This window comes from Gemmata algarum, assembly GCF_034097035.1.
In the GTDB taxonomy this organism is placed as follows: domain Bacteria; phylum Planctomycetota; class Planctomycetia; order Gemmatales; family Gemmataceae; genus Gemmata; species Gemmata algarum.
Genome location: NZ_JAXBLV010000010.1, coordinates 1 through 15,878 on the forward strand (window position 1 = coordinate 1; position 15,878 = coordinate 15,878).

Genomic DNA, 15,878 nt, shown 5'->3' on the forward strand with positions numbered 1-15,878 from the left:
TCCCATAGTACAACTACGGCCGCCTGCTTAGTTGGCCGTCCCGGTTGGGAAGTTGCGGTCCGATTTACCGGTTGCCCCGTAACGTCCGTATACGTCGGGCAGGTATCTGACAGCGAGAGGGGGCTGCTGGGTGACAGATAGACGCACGTCGCTGACTTTTGCGTCACCCTTACCCCAGACGGTTACCGTACCTGTGCCGGCGTCCACATCAAGGCCGAGGCTCTTCAGTTCGTCCTTGACCCGCTCGGCGGCCTTGAAGCCGTTGACATTTTGCTCTGCCTGTGTGAAGGTGATGAGAACCGACGTTATGATGTCGTCGTCAAGGAGAACTCGAACGTTCACCTGCGGCGGTATTACGTCCAGACCAGTAAAATCGATCTTCACATACGGTTTGTTGGCTGCGGCGAGCACGGGACTCGTGAACTGTGTACCGGCCGCATCGACACCGGTGGCCGCGCCGCCGCTCAGCAGCAGTTGCTGGTACGCGCCGGAACCCGCCGGCAGGTTGAACGCCGCCGACAGTCCCACGAACAGGCCGTTCTGGTACTCTGCCATCGGCGTCGTCACGGCGTTTGCGCTCGTCAGGTAAGTGCCCTGGAACGTGAGCGTCAGATCGGACACCGGGAACGATTGGGACGACAGCGCCGGGTTAACGCCCGATGGGTCGGTGAAGTCGCCGCGAACGAGTTCTCCGGGCAGTTGGAACGTGAGGGACGCGGGCACGTCACGAAACTCGAATCGCTCCAGCGCCGGACGGAATCGGCTCGCGCCGTTCGTATTCACTGACATTTGGCCGGGGGGGGGCGAATGATGCCCCGAGGACACGGCGCAGGGTTGCCGCAACTTGCGAACGGATCATGGACGAAATACCCCTAGATTTGCCGAACGGGATCTGAGCCGGAGAGGTATGATAATAGTAAACCCGCTAGATCAACATGTCAAGATTTTTCGTCGCGAGTTGCGATGGATTTATCTTCAACAGAATCGCTACTCCACGCTCTTGCGCTTGGGCGGGTCGCGGTAGTCGAGCGGCGGTGGTTGGTCCTTGTCGAGCATTGCTGCGTACTTGCGCCCGTCCAGGCGCTTCATGTGCTCGGCCTTCGCGGCGTCGCGCAGCTTCTCGTCGGTGAACAGGTCGAACGCGGTGGCCGCGAGCGTGCGGGCCGCCAGGTTCATCCCCTTCTTGCCGATCGTCGTGCCGCCGCACGCGACCGCCTGCCACGAGTGGCCCGGGGTGCCCGGCACCCAGCAGGCGGTGCCGAACCCGACGACCGGGACCACCCACGACACGTCGCCCACGTCGGTGCTGCCACCGCTCGACTTCCCGGACACGTCGAACACTTGCGAAATGTCGTCCAGCGGCGGCGCCTTGTCCGGAAACGTCTCGCGCAAGCGGAGCGCGAACTTCGTTTCCGTGTCGTCGTATTTCAGGTCGTTGAGCGCGGTGAGGTTCTTCTTCGCGACCTGCGCGAGTGTGTCGTTCGGCAGGATCTCCATCGTGCCGCCCAGGTATACCACTTCGAGCTTCGTTTCGGTGGCGAGCGCCGCCCCCTGGGCGCACTTCAGGAGCCGCGGGTAGAGCTTCTGAACCACGTCGGCTTTCGGGTGCCGCACGTAGAAGAAGCCTTCGGCGAACTCCGGTACAACGTTGGCCGCGCCGCCCCCGCTGGTGACGGTGTGGTGCAGCCGGGTGCCATCGGGCGTGTGCTCGCGCATCAGTTCAACCGCGTGCATCGTAAGCACCAGCGCGTCCAGCGCGGACCGCCCTTTTTCCGGCGAACCGGCGGCGTGCGCGGCGGTGCCGTGGAACCGGAACTTTACCGCGATTCGCGCGAGGCAGCTCGCATCGCCGGCCGAGTTCCGCGCGCCCGGGTGCCAGTGGAGCACCGTGTCGCAGTCGTCGAACAGCCCGGCGCGCGCCATGAACACCTTCGCCGCGCCACCCTCTTCGGCCGGGCACATGTAGAACCGCACCGTGCCCTTCAGTTTGCCGGCCTTGATCTGCTCCGCGATGGCGATGCTCGCGGAGAGCGACGCGGTGCCGAACAGGTGGTGCCCGCACGCGTGGCCGTACCCGTTACCGTCCTTGCGCGGCTGACGGAACGGGACGGCATCTTGTGACAGCTCGGGGAGCGCGTCGAACTCGCCCAGAATGCCGATGACGGGTTTTCCGCTGCCGAACTCGGCGGTGAACGCGGTCGGAATCTTGGCCACACCCTTGGTCACCTTGAAGCCCGCTTTTTCGGCCACTTCGGCAAGCGCGAGGGCGGATCGCTTCTCCTGGTAGCCCGGCTCGGCGAACTCCCAGATCTTCAGCGCCACCGGCCAGTTGGCGTCGGCGTGCGTCCGGGCGGACGCGATCGCGGCGTCCTTTTGCGCCAGTGCGATCGCCGGTGTGAGCAGAGCAATAAGAACGGGAAGCAAGCGCATGGTGTGTCCTGGGGCGACGAGGGTGCTCGATTCTCACCCACACACGCGGCCCGAGCAACGGTTTCGCGGTCGGGCCGGTGGGGGGCTCCCTACACTCATTTAGGAGGGAACCCCGCACATGACCGCGATCGATTTTCTGGGCGCCGGCGAGATCCTCGGGGCGATGATCACGCCGGCCCTCCTCATCAGCGCGTCGGGCACGTTGTCGCTGTCGACCGCGAACCGGCTCGGCCGCGTGGTGGACCGCATCCGCGCGCTGACCGAGGTGGCCGAGGGGCTGCCGGACGGGGTAGTCTCGGACGAGGTGGTCGCGAAGCGGGCACTGATCGCGGACCAGATTCGGTGGCACACGCAGCGGCTGACCCTGCTCCAGAGCACCATCGTGACGCTGTATACGGCCATCGGGCTGCTGGTGGGCGCGAGCCTGACGGTCGGGCTGTCGGCCTCGACGAAGTGGGCGCTGGGGTGGATCCCGGTGGCGTTCGGGCTGTCGGGCGCGTGCGCACTGCTGGTGGCCGCGGTGCGGCTCATCCGGGAGTCGCGGCTCGCGGTCCGCGGCGCCCAGGTGGAACTCGGTTACGTGGCCAAGGTGGTGGCGCGGAAGACCACTGTGCCGGTCCCGATCATGGACAAGCCCGAAGGCGGCCAGGGCGAGGGCTAACCCAACTCCACCACGGCCATCGTGTGGATTTCAAGCTTCGGGACCGTGAACGTCGTCTCTTCGCCGCGCTGCTTGAACGGCAGCACGCGCGCGCCGGGTTCCTGACGCACTTCCTTCACGCGATACCCCCGCAACGCGACCTCAATATTGTGAATCGGGATCGTCTCCTCGCGGAGCGGCACTTCCTCGGCCGGGTGCCCGTGCCCCGTGGTCGTGCTCACGTCGTTGAACAGGTGGACCACGAGCCGCTCGCCGTTCCGGTTCTGTCGCACCGTGGTCGCGTGGACGCACATCGGCGCCTTCACCTCGACCGGCGGTGCCGCCGCGGCGGCCCAGCGCAGCGCCCGCGCGAGCGTGGCGCGGTAGTACGGATACGACGACAGGTAATGGGCCGCGTCGATCCCGGCCGCGAAGTAGACCGCCTTGCCGGTCGCGGCTGTGCGAGACACGATCGCCGGCAACGGTTCGCCTTTCGAGCTGTCCTTCGGGCGCACGGTCGCATGGACGGTGCTCCCGGGGAGCGGCTCGGTGCGGACGACCGGGCCTTTGAACGTGACGAACTCGGACCCGATCAGCGCGTCCAGTCGTTCGGTCGCCAGCAGTGGCGAGCCGGCGCCGCGCTTGAAGTCCCAAACGCCTTTGCGCTTCGCCCAGTATTCGGGAGGGAGGGTCCGCGCGAAGTTCTCGTCGAGCCTGTCGTCCCCCTTTCCGGCCACCGCGATTCCTTGGTGGGTGACGCCCAGGACGTTTGCGAGCGCGGGCGTTTTACGCGGGGTGCCGAACTCGTCGCACAGCCCGGTGTCCAGGCTCGCCACAACCCCGCCGCCGCGCTCGACGAACTGCGCGACCGCCGCGCACTGCTCGTCGCTCATGCAGGCCGCGTTGGGCAGCACCAGCACCTTGTACGGTGCCAGATCGTCGGGCGTTAGGTTCCAGTCGTTGATGAGGTTGACCGGCAGGTGCTCTTCCAACGCCGCCCGGAAGAACCCGAACACGTTCGCGAGGTACCGCTCTTCCACCTGGCCGCTGCTGCGGCCGTAAAACACGCGGGTGTTGTCGCTCACCAGGAGCGCGGCCCACGGCTCGGGGCGCTTGTGGGTGAGCCACGGCTTCCGCTCCGTCACCGCGGCCAGGCTGTTCTTCACGGCGGGTTTGAGGCGCTCGGGTTGGAGCACCGCGAGACTCGGGCCGGCCCCGTGGGTGAGCACGAGCAGCACCCGCCGCTCGACCTCGTGGGCCGGGAAGCTGTCCTTGCCGTAAGGGTTCCCGCGGCTCATCAGATACGGTTCGGCGAACGCCGTCCGGTGGTTCGTTACCGCCCACACGTAAGCCGCGCCGAACGCCGGCACCACGCTCGCCCCGCGGTTCGTCTCGTCCATCCAGAACTCCTGGTCCGGGGCGTCAAACAGGAGGTTCAGCCGGGCCGGCATGTTGCGCGGGATGTCGAGCAGGTGCCCGAACCGCCCGGCGTTGGTGGTCCAGGTGACGAGCGCGATGTCGGGGTTGAGTGCTTTGAGCCGCTGTTGCATCCGCTGAACGAGGGCTTCGAGCCGCCGGTCTGCCCAGTGCAGGTACTTGCGGAACGCATCGCTCTGCATGTCGCGCTTCGGGATCGGCCCGCCGGTGTCGGACGTGTAGTTCGCGCGACAGTGCTTGCAGTAGCACCCGCCGGCGTGGTGTAGCCCGTCGAAACTGAACGCGCTCACCGCCGGGAACTGCGTGGCGATCTCGCATAGCACATCAATGAAGAAGTCGCCGTATGGCCCGAGCGGGCAGAGCATCCCACCGTGCGCGAACTTCTTCAGATCGACTTCGGGCACTTGGTCTGTATCCGTCGCGATCCTGCGCCAGTCCGGGTGCAGTTCCCACACCTCGCCCTGAAGCGTCGGCGGGTACACGCCCAGGATGCGCACCCCGAGCTTCTGGTACTCCTCGATGTCCTTTTTCACCCGATCGAGCGGAACATGCGGGCTGCGCCGCTTCAACAGCTTGCTGTCGTAGTAGGCGTACAGTGGGTCCACGAAGCCCACTTCGCTGAGCGTCACGCCCCACCCGGCGGCTTCCTTTCGCTGGGCGGGGCTCATGACCGACAGCGTGTACCCGACGCCGACGGTGTCCCGCACCCATGCGGGCGGTTCGACCGCGCGGAACGCGCCCTTCTCGAACGGCTGCGGCATGACGGCCGCTCCCCAACCCGACGCCGGTTTGCCGTCCGCTGTCGCGGCCGATGGCACGAGGGCGCCGGTAGCGGCAGTGGCCATGAACTCGCGGCGATTAGAAAAGGGGGCGGGCACGGTCGTGCTCCGGAGAGGGTGGTGAGCTGGAGTGTACCGCTTTGATGAGTTCGACGCTCGCGCGAATTGTTTGCCGCGGCAGGTCGGCAGGCCGCCGGCTGGAGTTCGCTGCCGTTTGCACGCTCCGTACCCGTAGTACTTCCCGAAGTCCTCGCGGACCTCGGTGACTCGGGAGGGGAAGGCGTTATTTGCGTGGACTACGATCCGTCTTAACGTGTGCGCCGTGCCCAAGCCGGTTGTTACATTCACCTCGCTCGGGCGTCTGTGTATACTGATCCCCATATCGCATAACCACTTGAACCGAAGCCGCATGAGGCCGCTAATGGTTTCTGTTCTCCGATCCGCTGCGGTTCTCCTCCTGGCGGCCGGCGTCGCGGTGCCGCTGGTTGCCGCCCAGCCGCCCACACCGGGCGCCGACGACGTGAAGGCCCTTCGCGAGGCGTTCCAGGCCGAGCGCGAACAGGCGGTTAAGGCCAAGTTCCCCGCGGACGCGCTCGTGAAGGCCGACGAACTGATGAGGCGCGCCGACGAGGCCGCGAAGGGGGAGAACTACAAGGCCGCCCTGCGGCACGTTCGCGACGCCCGCTGGCAGCTCCCGTACCTGCCGGCCGGGTTGCCGTCGCACGTCACCCGGGTGCTGGGCGAGGCCCGGATGCGTCACTCCGACCGCGTCAACGCGCTGGCCTACAGCCCCGAAGGGCGACTCGCGTCGGCCAGCCGCGACTTCACGGTCAAGATCTGGGATCTCGGCAACGGTCGCGAGCTGGTCACCTACCGCGGCCACGTCGATCAGGCCGATGACCCCACGAAGACCAGTACGAACGTGCTCGGCGCGACCGACGTGGCGTTCCACCCGAAGGAGCAGGTCGTTGCCTCCTCGAGCGGGAACCAAGTTCACCTGTGGGACCCGGCGACCGGTAAGCTCATCAAGGTGTTGCTCCACCTCGGCAAGACCGACAAGCCCATCAACAGCATCGCGTTCAGCCCCGACGGCAAGCTGCTCGCGGTCGGCGGGGACGACTTCATCCTGCGGGTGATCGCGTCCGACAGCGGGAAGGAGGTCTTCAAGAGCAACTCCCGCAACGCCCGCATCGAGCGGGTGGCGTTCTCGCCCAACGGCAAGCTGGTCGCGCTCGGCGACAGCAACTCCCAGGTGGCGGTGTACGTGCCCCAGGGCAAGGGCAACCAGCTCGCGATGAGCGTGCAGGGCGTGGACCGGGGCGGGGTGTTCGGGGTGGCGTTCGCGGCCGACAGCGGGAGCGTGTTTACCTGCGGGCTGGACGAGAAGGCCCGCCTCACGGCGGGGCCGGAGCCCGACGGAAAGAGCACCGGCAACACGGCGACCAAGCTCCGCGAGTTCGTCGGGCACAGCGGCGCGGTCAACCGGCTGGCGCTCACGGCCGACGGCAAGACTCTGGTGACCTGCGGCGAGGACCGGACGGTTCGCGTGTGGGACGTGCCCAGCGGGAAGGCGCTGCGGTCGTTCCAGGGGCACATGACGAAGGCCATCACGGTCGCGGTGCGCGGCGACGGGCAGCAGGTGGCGTCCGCGTCCGAGGACGGGGCCGTGCGCGTGTGGGACCTGAACGCCGCCGACGAGCACCGCGCGCTGAAGGACGCGAAGGAATCGCTGTGGGCGGTCGCGGCCTCGCCGGACGGAAAGTGGGTCGCGGCGGCCGGGGCGGACAAGAGCATCCGCGTTTACAGCATGGAGACCGGCAAGCTCGAAGCCACCATCGACGCCGGCGCCGCAATGACCGCGCTGGTGTTTCTGGACGGTAACCGGCTGGTGGCGAGCGGCGGCGACAAGGTCGTGAAGGTGTGGGACCTCGCCGCGAAGAAGGTGCTCAAGGAGCTGGGCGGGCACACGCTCGCGGTGCTGACGGTGGCGGCGTCCCCCGACGGGAAGCTGGTGGTGTCCGGTTCGGCCGACGCGAGCGTCCGCGGGTTCGCCCCCGACTCCGGAAAAGAGGTCTGGAAGTGGTCCTCGCGCAAGGCCGCGGTGGCGGTGGCGGTCCGGGCGGACGGGAAGCGGGTCGCGGTGGGCATCGCGGACGGCGGCCTGTCGCTGCTGGACGTGAGCGGTCCCGCGGCGCGCGAGCTGTCGACGCTGGCGGCGCACACCGCCGGGACGACGTGCGTCGCGTTCAGCCCGGACGGGAACCGGCTCGCGAGCGTGGGCGGGGACGGGGCGCTGCGGGTGTGGTCGGTGGGCACAGACGGGGCGCTCACGCAACTCGTGCGGTTCGACGGCCCGGTCACCACGACCGGCGCGGCCGCCGCACCGCTCTCGACCGTCGCGTTCGCACCCGACGGCCGGTACGTCGCCAGCGCCGGGGCCGACGCCGTGGTCCGGGTGTGGGACATTCAGACCAAGAGCGAGGCGCGCGGGCTGCGCGGCCACACGGACTGGGTGACGTCCGTGGCGTTCAGCCCCAACGGCCAGTCACTCGTGGCCGTCGCCGCGGAGAAGGACAACACGCTCCGCATCTTCGAGCTGCCGCAACTGGACGCCGCCAGCGCGGCCGGCGGTCACATGCTCGCGGTCAACGCGGTGGCCGTCAGCCCGAACGGGAAGCTCGTCGCGACCGCCGCGATCGATCAGACCATCAAGGTGTGGGACATCGCGACCGGCAAGGAGGTGGCCACACTCGTGGGCAACGCGGACACCCCGTTCGCGGTGTCGTTCCTGGGGAACGACGCGCTGGTGATGGGCGGCAGCTTGCCGACCCGCGACAGCGGGCGGCTGCACCTCTGGGCGCTGAACCCGCCGCGCTCGACCGCGGTGCCGACCGGCGAGGTGTACACGGTGGTGACCGCGTCCGACGCGGCCCGGTTCGGCGCGTGGGCGTCGCGCCAGGCGGTGGGGGACACGGTCAAGAATAACGCCTACGAGATCTACGACGCGAAGGGCAAGCTGCTCTCCTCAACGCCCGACAAGGGGCGGAACGTGCGCTCCGCCACGTTCACCCCGGACCTCGCCTGGGCGGTGGCCGGGGACGAGTCCGGCACGCTCCGCGTCTTCGACCTGGAGAAGGGGGAGCGGATCGGCGGGGACTGGCCGGTGTTCCAGCGCGGCTTCGCGGACCTCGGCCTGACGGCCGACAAGAAGCTCTTGGTCGCGGCCGATGAGGAGGGCACGATCAAGATCGCCGATGTCGCCAAGCGGGACGTGATCGCCGACGGCCCGGCCCATAAGGCGGGGGTGCGGGCGCTGGTCGTTTCGCCCACGGGCAAGACGTTCGTGACGCTCAGCAACGACCGTGAGATCAAGGCGTGGTCGCTGACCGAGTTCAAGGACAAGAAGATCGTCGAGGTGCGGTCGTGGGTGGTGCCGGTGACGATCAACGGCGCCGCGTACACGCCGGACGGGAAGTCGGTGGTGACCGCCAACGCCGACGGGACCGCCTACGTGCTGGAACTGCCGTAAACCTGCCGGAGGAAGCTTCGGAGCGCCGCACCCGTCGTTCGCGCGGTCGGATACCGGCTTTCCGTGTGGTCCGCTCGCTCCGCGAGCGGTGCTTCGCGCTCCAAATTAACCACTCCAGGCACCGGCACTATGTCGCAACCGCTCGCGGAGCGAGCGGACCAGACGGAAAGCCGGAACCAAAACTTCTATAGCAGTTGTTCAAACGGTGCCGTCGTCGGGGCGGCGCAACTCGCTCGCAGGAACGCCGCTTCGCTCGCCGCTCTTGCACCTTACTTGACTGCCGGCACTGCGGCGGCTTCGTCGGTCGCGTGGTCTTCCTTCGGGCCGCGCAGCCGCATGTTCACCATCTCGACGATCAGCGCGAAGCTCATCGCCGCGTAGATATACCCTTTATCGATGTGCTGCCCCAGCCCCTCCGCGACCAGCATCACACCGATCAGGATCAGGAAGCTGAGCGCCAGCACCTTCAGCGTCGGGTGCTTCTCCACGAAGTTCGAGATGGGACCGGCGAAGTACAGCATCACCAGCATCGCCAACACCATCGCCGTGATCATCACCCATAGCGTATCCACCATTCCGACCGCTGTGATGACCGAGTCGAGCGAGAACACGATGTCGATGATCGCGATGGTCAGGATCACCTTCGCGAAGCTCGCCGCCTTCACCGGCGCCGCCTCCGGTTCCCCGCTCCGCTCGGCCTTCGCCTGCTCGAGCTTCTCGTGCATCTCGAAGGTGCTCTTGCCGATCAGGAACAGCCCGCCGGCGAGCAGGATGAGGTCCCGCCAGGACACCTCGCGGGCCTCCATGTCGCGCAGGAACCCAAGGTCGGGCAGGGTGAACAGCGGTGCGGTGAGCCCGAGCAGGAACGACAGCGAGAACAGCAGCAAGATGCGCGTCCCGAGCGCCGCCGCCAGCCCGATCTTGCGGGCCTTCGGGCGCTGCTCCTCCGGCAGCTTGCCCGCGACGATCGCCAGGAAGATGACGTTGTCGATTCCGAGAACGATCTCCATCGCGGTCAGCGTGAGCAGCCCCAGGATGATCGAGATCAGGGACAACTGCTCGTCGCGCAATACCCGGATCTCCCGCAGGTCGGACCGCTTCACGGTCGTCTCGGCGCCGCCGCGCTCGAGCAGGAACTCTTCGCCCTGCACCCGGCCATGAACCGTACTCTTGTCGGTGAGCTGAACGGCGTCGTGCGCGTCGCCCTCGGGGTCTTTTTGGAGCGTCACACGCTTGACGTGCTGGGCCGCGATGGTGGTGCTGCCGGTCTCGGTGCGCACGGTGATCGCCGAGAGCTTCAATTTGCCTTCGACGGGCGGGCCGCCGGAAACCAGTTCGATCCGCACCGTGGGGAACTGGCTCGCGTCGTCGGCGCGAACGGGTTCGGCGTCGGCGGGGCCGGCGAACGCCGGGCGCAGCAGCAGGAACAGCACGAGGCCCAGGCCGGTCGACAGGACGAACACGGGGAACGGGCGGCGTGGCATGGCGGGTCCTTGGGTGGCAGCGAAATATCAGACGAATCTATTAGGGGACACGGGCGGTTGCTAGCGGTTTCGCTCGCCGCACGCCGTTCTTGCCGGTAGTGGGGCGGAAAAGGCGCCCGGCGGTGCGGAGAACGTCCGTTCCCGGTTGCCAACCGCGTGCCGGGACCGGAGAATCCGTGCATGAGCCGCGAACAAGACCTTCATCGCGTCATCGACTGTGGAATCGTCGCCGTGGTGCGCTTCAGCGACCCCGGCCCCCTGGTCGAAGTCGTCAAAGCCCTGGCCGCGGGTGGTGTTACGGTGGCGGAAGTCACGTTCACCGTTCCGAACGCGCTGGACGTGATCCGCGAAGCCAAGAAACAACTCGGCGACCGCGTGTTGCTCGGCGCGGGCACGGTACTCGACCCCGAAACGGCACGGGCCGCGTTCCTCGCCGGGGCAGAGTTTCTTGTTGCCCCGAGCCTGAACCTCGACGTGATCAAAATGGCCCGGCGGTACGACAAGCTCGTCATGCCCGGGGCGTTCACCCCGACAGAGGTCGTGACCGCGTGGGAGGCGGGCGCGGACATCGTGAAAGTGTTCCCGGCCGATGTCGTTGGCCCGGCGTTCTTTAAGGCCCTCAAGGGGCCGCTCCCGCAGGTGAAGTTGATGCCGACCGGCGGGGTGGACCTGAACACCGCGGTGGAGTTCCTGAAGGCCGGCGCGGTGTGCCTCGGCGTCGGCTCGCAGCTCGTCGATCCCAAGCTGGTTGCGGCCGGGGAGTTCGGCCGCATCACAGAACTGGCCGCGCAGTACGTCGCGATCGTGAAACGGCACCGCGCCGGCTGACCCGCACACGGAACCCATCATGGCCGATGTTGTTACGTTCGGGGAGGCGATGGTGCGCCTCGCCCCGCCGAACTTTCAGCGCCTCGAGCAGGCGCGTTCGCTCGACCTCGAAATCGGCGGCGCGGAGCTGAACACCGCGGCGGGGCTGGCCCGGCTCGGGCGCCCGGTCGAGTGGGTATCGCGTCTCCCCAACAACCCGCTCGGAACGCTCATCACCAACCGCGTGCGCGAGGTGGGGGTGTCCGACCGCTTCGTGCAGTTCGCCGACGAAGGGCGGTGCGGGCTGTATTTTTTGGAGTTCGGGGCGTCCCCACGCGCCAGTTCCATCCTCTACGACCGCAAGGACTCGTCGGCCTCGCTGGCGCAGTGCGGGATGTTCGACTGGGAAACCATCTTCCGCGGCGCGAAGTGGTTCCATGTGAGCGGCATCACGCCGGCGCTGTCGCCCGGGGCGGCAGAGGTCGTGGACGAGGCGATGCACGCGGCCCGCGACGCGGGCGTGAAGGTGTGCATGGACCTCAACTACCGCTCGAAGTTGTGGGCGCGCGAGCACGCGGCGGAGGTGCTCGGCATTCTCCTCCCGCAGGTGGACGCGCTGATCGCGAGCGAGGCCGATGCAGAACACCTGTTCGGGATCACCGGCGTTGACTTTGCGGAGGTCGCGGAAGGGCTCGTTCGCAAGTTCGGGGTGAAGATGGTGGTGGGAACGCGGCGCGAGGCCCCTTTGGTGTGGCGCAACCGGTTCGCCGCGGTCGGGTACGCCGACGGCCAGACCTACGAATCCGCGTGGTACGAGGTCGAGGTCGTGGACCGGCTCGGCGCCGGTGACGCGCTCGCCGCGGGGCTCATTCACGGGCTGCTCGACGGCGACCTGAAGAAGGGGCTCGATTACGGCGCCGCAATGGGCGCACTGAAGCACACACTCCCCGGGGATCTGCCCTGGCTCACGAAGGACGAAGTCGAAGCCGCGATGCAGGGGCAGGGGCTTCGCATCAAGCGCTAGTGCCACCGAGCCAACACACTCAAAGTCTGCGGAGCTGATCGCAGCTTGATGCGCCTCTGAAAATGATCGTGTTTGGGCAGCGGCAGCCTTCAAGAAGCAACTCAAAAGCCGGAGCAACTCGCGAAAGGGTACACGGGAACCGCGGGGGCAACCCGTGTAATTCAAAACGCGCTGCAAGCACCGCTTGAGACTGCTCTCGTTGCGAGCCTGGATGAGGGGCGGTCCATTCGGCCCACGCCGATTACTTGGCAGACACAAAAGCAGGCGGTGGGGCGTTACCCAGGTGCCTATTACATCGCACTGATGGCTAAAGGCTGGAGCATATACATACCTCTGCCCCACGCCTCAAAACGGGAACTATTGTCCCTCGTTGGTGTCCAACAAGTGAAGTAGCCCGCTCTCTGCGCGTGACATTCCGGACCGCTGTTTAGAGCGAAGGATCGCGCCGGCAGCAAACGCTTCCAGTACACGCGGGTGGACGTAACTCTTACGGCACACCGCCGGCGTGTTGCCCAGCACCGCGGCCACGCCTTCGATAACGCTCACGAACGCCTTTTCGGCGGCGGTTCGCGATTCCGGCACCGGCAGATCCCTTGCCAATTGGAGCGCGACAACCGTTCCCGCCCAGGTGCGGAAGTCTTTTGCGGTGAACGATCCCCCGGCCGCGGCGCGGATGTACGCATTCACATCCGCCGAACCGATCTTGCGCACCTCGTTGTCTGGAGTGCGGTACTGAAAGAGGTGTTGGCCGGGCAAGTCGCGGCACGAGCGGACCACCCGGGCCAACCGCTTGTCACTCACCTGCCGTTCGTGCCTCACGCCGCTCTTGCCGCGGAACTGCACGCGCATCGAACCTCTCGTGAATGAAACGTGTCGGTCGCACAAGGTGCTCAGCCCGAACGACTTGTTCGCCTTCGCGTACTCGGCGTTGCCGACCCGCAGGTGTGTGTGGTCCAGCAACTTCACAACGGCCGCGAGCACCTTCTGTTTCGGTAGCCCCGGCCGCCGCAGGTCGGCTTCAATTCGTTTTCGGATCTTGGGCAGCGTCGCCCCGAACGCCGCGACCCGGCCGAACTTGTCCCCCTCCCGCGAGGACCGGAACGCGGGGTGGTAGCGGTACTGTTTGCGCCCGCGTGCGTCGCGCCCTGTAGCCTGGACGTGCCCACGCGGACTGGTGCAGATCCACACCTGCTCCCACGCCGGCGGGATCGCGAGCGACCGGATGCGCGCGAGCGTCGCGGTATCACGAATCAGTTCCCCGCCGGGGGCGCGGTAACGGAACCCGCCACGGACACGCTCGCGGCGGATACCGGGCCGGTCGTCGGACGTGTGTGACACCCGCGCCGCGAACTTGAACACGGCTTCGACCGTCACGCGCGTCGTGACGGTGCGCTTCACACGTATCGTTACGGCGGCCCGAGTCATGGGATGTCCTCCGGCGATGGCAAAGCACGCGGCGTGCCGTGTTGCTTGCGGCCACCGCAGTACCGGCACCGACGTTGCTGCAAAGATGGTTGGTGCCGCCACTGCGGTGGTGCGGGGTACGTGAGCAGGAGTCGTTCGAGCCCCTTGGCTCGTGTGGTGCGGGGGCGGCGAGGCGGTGTGAGGAGGTGGCGTGTCGGGACGCCGTGGTGACCTTGACGCACCGGGCGCTGGAAGCCAATGTGCGGCCCGCGGCGCAGGTCGATTTCGCTGCCCGAATTGCGCCGGTTCGGACGACTGACGAGGGGACACGGCACGCCCGGTGCTTCAGATCACCACCCGCCGCACATCGGCGGCGCAGGGGGATTCTGATGAATAGCCGGAAAGCCAATCAATACAAGCGGCAACTCGAAAAGCTCGCGGACCGGGTCGGCCGGACCGCGGCGGCGTTGGAAGAAGAGGTTCGGACGCCGCTCGGGGGCGAGACCGCGGGCGGCATGTCGAACGCGCCGTTGCACCTCGGCGATCTCGGCACGCACGCCTTTTCGCAGGAACTTGACACGACGCTCCTTGAGAACGAAACCTACCTGCGCGACGAGGCCGTGGCTGCGCTCGGCCGGATCGACGACGGTACGTTCGGCCGCTGCACCTCGTGCGGCAGAGACGTTGGCGAGGAACGGCTCGACGCGCTACCGTACGTGCGGCAGTGCGTGAAGTGCGCGCAGGCCGAACAATCCGGGCTGGCGGTCAACGTGAACGAGGGGCGCCCGGCGGCGTGGCTGGGCGAACCGGGCCACGAAGCCAAGACCGAAAAGCCGCAGCGAGCGGTCGGTCGCGACCTGGGTGCGGACCCAACGGACGTTCACGCAGCCGGGACGCCCGGAGGCGGCGCCGCCGTCGGCGGGTTGGCCGGCACAACCGTGGGCGACGGCTCCCCCGACGGCGCGAACCTTCAGGACGCGATGGGCAGCGGCCCCCTCGACGACGACACCGAGGAGGACGAGTTCCCCGCAGAGGCGGGTCCCGCGGGCGGTGCGGTCGGCGGCACGCCTGCGAACAAGCGGGCCGGGGGCGCTGCTCGGAAGGGCCGGGCGACGCAGCCCAAGACCCGCGCGAAGAAGGCCAAGGAGTGACCACCGGATCGTATGTGGTTTGTTAGCCTGTCAGTTCCTTCTGGCATGTATGGTGCAGCGCGGAGACTGCCCAACTCCGAGGTGCATCATGGGTCAGAAGAACGTGCGCTACGCGGTGGTCGGCACGGGCTGGTTCGCTCAAGAGGCGATCCTCCCAGCGTTCCGGAACGCAACCGAGTATTCCAAACTCGCGGCAATCGTCTCCGGCGATCCGGTGAAGCGGAACGAGGTGGGTGAGCGGTACGGCGTCCCGGCCTACGGGTACGAGCAGTACGACGACCTGCTCGAAAGTGGGAGCGTCGACGCGGTGTACATTGCGCTGCCCAATGCAATGCACAAGGAGTATACGCTCCGCGCTGCGAAGCACAAAATCCACGTGCTCACCGAGAAACCGATGGCTGCAACCGCGGCCGAGTGCCGTGAGATGGTTACCACGTGCAACGACGCCGGCGTCAAACTGATGGTCGCGTACCGGTTGCACTTCGAGTCCGGAAACCTGACCGCCATCGACCACATCAAGAACGGTAAAATCGGGGAGCCGCGGCTGTTCAGCTCGGTATTCACACAAGAGATTCAAGAGGGGAACACGCGCCTCGACGCCGGCCTCGCTGGCAGTCCCTTGATGGACATTGGCATCTACTGCATCAACGCCGCCCGCTACCTGTTTCAGGACGACCCGCTCGAGGTGACCGCGTTCGCCGCGAGCAGCGGGGAGGCGAAGTTCCGCGAGGTACCCGAGATGGTGACCGCAGTGCTGCGGTTCCCCAAAGCCCGCCTCGCGAGCTTCACGTGCGGGTTCGGTGAGGCCCGTGTGTCCGAGTACCGCGTGGTCGGAACCACCGGCGACCTGCGGATGCAAACGGGGTACACGTTTCGCGGCGCGATCCAGATGCACCTGACGGACGAGAAAGGGGAAACGCGAACGACCGAGTTCGGGGAGCGCGATCAGGTCGGACCGGAGATCGAATACTTCTCCGAATGCGTGCTCCGGAACCGCGAGCCCGAACCGAACGGGTTGGAAGGGCTCGCGGATCTGATCATCATTGATGCGATTAACGAGGCGTGTGCGACCGGCCGCTCGGTTCAGTTGCCGCCGTTCACGCAGAAACCGCGGCCGTCGCTCGCACAGGAGTACAAGATGCCAAAAGTCTCAGCCCCCGGACTGGTCAACGCCGCGTCCCCGGGCGGGTAAC

At 67.0% G+C, this 15,878-nt stretch carries 11 protein-coding genes; 6 read left to right on the plus strand and 5 right to left on the minus strand.

Translation table 11 applies throughout. The annotated features are described in order from the left end of the window. Positions 1 to 27: 27 nt before the first annotated feature. Entirely contained in the window at positions 28 to 723 is a 696-nt protein-coding gene (locus R5W23_RS02455; RefSeq protein ID WP_320684954.1) for a hypothetical protein, read from the minus strand. A gap of 264 nt (positions 724 to 987) precedes the next feature. Continuing rightward, on the minus strand, positions 988 to 2,430 hold the full coding sequence (locus tag R5W23_RS02460) for an amidohydrolase (RefSeq protein WP_320684955.1): 1,443 nt from the start codon (positions 2,428 to 2,430) through the stop codon (positions 988 to 990). A gap of 118 nt (positions 2,431 to 2,548) precedes the next feature. On the opposite strand from R5W23_RS02460, the gene R5W23_RS02465 reads away from it, so the two are divergent. Further along, complete coding sequence (locus R5W23_RS02465; RefSeq protein WP_320684956.1) at positions 2,549 to 3,091, plus strand: DUF2721 domain-containing protein; 543 nt, start codon at positions 2,549 to 2,551, stop codon at positions 3,089 to 3,091. Here the strand turns inward: R5W23_RS02465 and R5W23_RS02470 are convergent. Continuing rightward, a complete protein-coding gene (locus R5W23_RS02470) occupies positions 3,088 to 5,352 on the minus strand; it encodes a beta-galactosidase trimerization domain-containing protein (RefSeq protein WP_320684957.1) in 2,265 nt (754 codons plus the stop codon). The genes R5W23_RS02465 and R5W23_RS02470 overlap by 4 nt on opposite strands. Positions 5,353 to 5,707: 355 nt before the next feature. Between R5W23_RS02470 and R5W23_RS02475 the strand changes: the two genes are divergently transcribed. Then, the gene (locus R5W23_RS02475; protein ID WP_320684958.1) at positions 5,708 to 8,815 is read left to right on the plus strand and encodes a WD40 repeat domain-containing protein; all 3,108 of its coding nucleotides are present in this window, start codon (positions 5,708 to 5,710) and stop codon (positions 8,813 to 8,815) included. Positions 8,816 to 9,084: 269 nt separating this feature from the next. On the opposite strand, the gene R5W23_RS02480 is transcribed toward R5W23_RS02475, so the two are convergent. Next, the gene (locus R5W23_RS02480; protein ID WP_320684959.1) at positions 9,085 to 10,299 is read right to left on the minus strand and encodes a TerC family protein; all 1,215 of its coding nucleotides are present in this window, start codon (positions 10,297 to 10,299) and stop codon (positions 9,085 to 9,087) included. Positions 10,300 to 10,479: 180 nt separating this feature from the next. Between R5W23_RS02480 and R5W23_RS02485 the strand changes: the two genes are divergently transcribed. Together R5W23_RS02485 and R5W23_RS02490 are read left to right on the plus strand one after the other, a co-directional pair. Next, positions 10,480 to 11,127 carry a bifunctional 4-hydroxy-2-oxoglutarate aldolase/2-dehydro-3-deoxy-phosphogluconate aldolase gene (locus tag R5W23_RS02485; RefSeq protein WP_320684960.1) on the plus strand — a complete coding sequence of 216 codons (648 nt, stop codon included), beginning with the start codon at positions 10,480 to 10,482 and terminating at the stop codon, positions 11,125 to 11,127. A 19-nt stretch (positions 11,128 to 11,146) separates the two neighbouring features. Next, positions 11,147 to 12,130, plus strand: coding sequence for a sugar kinase (locus tag R5W23_RS02490; protein WP_320684961.1), 984 nt, complete (start codon positions 11,147 to 11,149; stop codon positions 12,128 to 12,130). Positions 12,131 to 12,487: 357 nt separating this feature from the next. On the opposite strand, the gene R5W23_RS02495 is transcribed toward R5W23_RS02490, so the two are convergent. Further along, entirely contained in the window at positions 12,488 to 13,555 is a 1,068-nt protein-coding gene (locus R5W23_RS02495; RefSeq protein WP_320684962.1) for a DNA topoisomerase IB, read from the minus strand. Positions 13,556 to 13,923: 368 nt separating this feature from the next. Between R5W23_RS02495 and R5W23_RS02500 the strand changes: the two genes are divergently transcribed. Further along, the gene (locus tag R5W23_RS02500; RefSeq protein WP_320684963.1) at positions 13,924 to 14,685 is read left to right on the plus strand and encodes a TraR/DksA family transcriptional regulator; all 762 of its coding nucleotides are present in this window, start codon (positions 13,924 to 13,926) and stop codon (positions 14,683 to 14,685) included. An 88-nt stretch (positions 14,686 to 14,773) separates the two neighbouring features. Then, entirely contained in the window at positions 14,774 to 15,877 is a 1,104-nt protein-coding gene (locus tag R5W23_RS02505) for a Gfo/Idh/MocA family oxidoreductase (protein WP_320684964.1), read from the plus strand. Position 15,878: the final 1 nt, after the last annotated feature.